Source organism: Gammaproteobacteria bacterium (assembly GCA_003696665.1).
Lineage (GTDB): Bacteria > Pseudomonadota > Gammaproteobacteria > Enterobacterales.
The window spans coordinates 1-2,489 of record RFGJ01000408.1 but is presented as its reverse complement, the minus strand read 5'-3'; the positions used below and the strand labels follow the sequence as shown (position 1 = coordinate 2,489).

At 55.0% G+C, this 2,489-nt stretch carries 1 protein-coding gene; it reads right to left on the bottom strand.

From position 1 onward, the window contains the following. Positions 1-109: 109 nt before the first annotated feature. Positions 110-2,489, bottom strand: a 2,380-nt coding sequence (gene acnA, locus D6694_10335; protein ID RMH40129.1) for an aconitate hydratase AcnA, incomplete at its 5' end; no start/stop codon positions are given.

Sequence of the window (2,489 nt, the reverse complement as noted above, 5' to 3'; positions counted from 1 at the left end):
GCAGACTGGAATGTGTAAAGTACAGGAGCCGTATACGAGGTCCGTACGTACGGTTCTGTGAGAGGGATGAGGCGGTAACGCCTCACCCTACTCGATATGCAGTGTCATTTTACTGTCTTGCCAATTTTCGCAAGACAAAATGTAAGATGCCACCGTTTTGGTAGTAGAGAAACTCATTCGGCGTATCAATCCTTACGATGGCATCAAAGTGCCGAGTTTCTCCCGATGGGTTGGTCACGTACACCGTGACGGTCTTCTGGCCAGGCTTGATGGCGGGAATGGTGAACTCCTCTTCGCCTGTCAAGCCGAGCGTATCGGCACTGTCACCTTCTTGGAACTGTAGCGGCAAAATGCCCATTCCAATCAGGTTAGAGCGATGAATTCGCTCATAGCTTTGCGCAATCACGGCCTTCACGCCTAATAATGCCGGGCCTTTTGCCGCCCAATCACGCGAACTGCCTGTTCCGTACTCTTTGCCAGCGAGGACAATGGTGGGTACGCCCTGCGACTGGTAATGCATGGCGGCGTCAAACACGGTGGTTTGCTTGCCCTCGGGGAAGATTCGGGTCCAACCGCCTTCAGTGCCTGGGGCCAGTTGATTGCGCAAACGGATGTTGGCGAAGGTACCTCGCATCATGACTTCGTGATTCCCGCGTCGCGAGCCGTAGGAGTTGAAATCCTTTGGCTCAACCCCTTGGGATCTGAGGTACTCGGCGGCAGGGCTGTCGAGCGCAATGGCGCCGGCTGGTGAAATATGATCGGTTGTGACCGAATCACCAAGTTTGAGGAGCACACGCGCATTGCTAATCGCCTTGACCTCGGGGGCTTCCAATGACATGCCTTCAAAGAATGGCGGTTTGCGGATATAGGTGGATTCTGGCCAGTCGTACGATTTTGCGTCTGTGCCAGGCAAATTACGCCAGCGTTCGTCTCCATCGAAGACATCCTGATAAAGCCGCTTGAACATATCGCTGGACAGGTTGGCATCAATGGCGCTTTGGATTTCTTCGGGGCTCGGCCATAGATCTCTTAAGTAAACCGGCGTGCCATTTTCGTCGTGTCCAAGCGGCTCGCGAGTCAAATCAATGTTCATTGAGCCAGCCAAGGCGTATGCCACCACTAAGGGCGGTGAAGCCAAGTAGTTGGCTTTGACTAACGGATGAATACGGCCCTCAAAGTTTCTGTTACCTGACAAAACAGAGGTGACGTTGAGATTGCCATCTTTGATGGCTTGGGCGACGGCCTCGGGCAATGGTCCGGAATTGCCAATACAGGTTGTGCAGCCATAGCCCACAACCGAGAAGCCCAAGGCAGATAAATCGTCTAATAGCCCGGCATGCTTCAAGTATTCGGTGACAACGCGTGAACCCGGTGCCAGTGAGGTTTTGACCCAAGGTTTGACGGACAAGCCGCGCGCTCGGGCCTTGCGTGCGAGCAAACCAGCCGCCATCAACACAGAGGGGTTGGATGTGTTGGTGCAACTGGTGATCGCGGCGATCACCACATGGCCGTCTTTCATGGTAAACGATTTTCCATTGAGCGTGCAGGGCACTTCGGATGTTTGGTTGCCGGTGAGCTGATTTTGCTCGTTCAACCATTTCGTGAAGGCTGGTGCAGCGTCGGCCAGCACGATACGGTCCTGGGGGCGTTTGGGCCCAGCAATGGACGGTTGCACGGTGCTCAGATCGAGCGTGAGACGACTGTGGTATACGGCGTTTTTCTGCGCGTCGGCACCCCACATGTTCATTGCCTTGCAATAGGCTTCAATACGGGCCAGCTGGGCTTCGTCCCGTCCCGTCAGTCGCAAATAATGAAGCGTTTGTTCGTCGATCGGGAAAATCCCGCACGTCGCCCCATATTCGGGTGCCATGTTGGCGAGGGTCGCGCGATCGGCAAGCGATAGGTGCTGTATTCCGTCCCCGCAAAATTCGACAAATTTTCCGACCACACCGTGCTTTCGCAGCATTTCGGTGACGGTCAGCACCAAGTCGGTGGCGGTAGTGCCCGGTGGCAGTTGGCCGGTGAGTTCCATGCCCACAACCTCGGGGATGAGCATGCTCACGGGTTGGCCGAGCATCGCCGCTTCGGCTTCAATGCCGCCGACACCCCAGCCGAGGACACCGAGGCCATTAATCATTGTCGTATGTGAGTCAGTGCCGACCAGTGTGTCCGGGTAGAGCAGGTCGCCATTGTCACCACCAGCGAATACAACGCGGGCCAGGTATTCAAGATTGACTTGGTGAACGATGCCACGACCAGGGGGCACCACTTTGAAGTTATCAAAGGCTTTTTGTCCCCACCGCAAGAATTGGTAGCGTTCACGATTGCGTTCAAACTCGATTTCAGTATTTCGCTCAAGCGCATCTGGCGCACCGTAATAATCCACCATCACCGAATGGTCGATCACTAGTTCAGCCGGATTAAGTGGGTTGATGCGTTGCGGATCACTGCCAAGTGCTTGCATGGCATCACGCATCGCGGCGAGATCG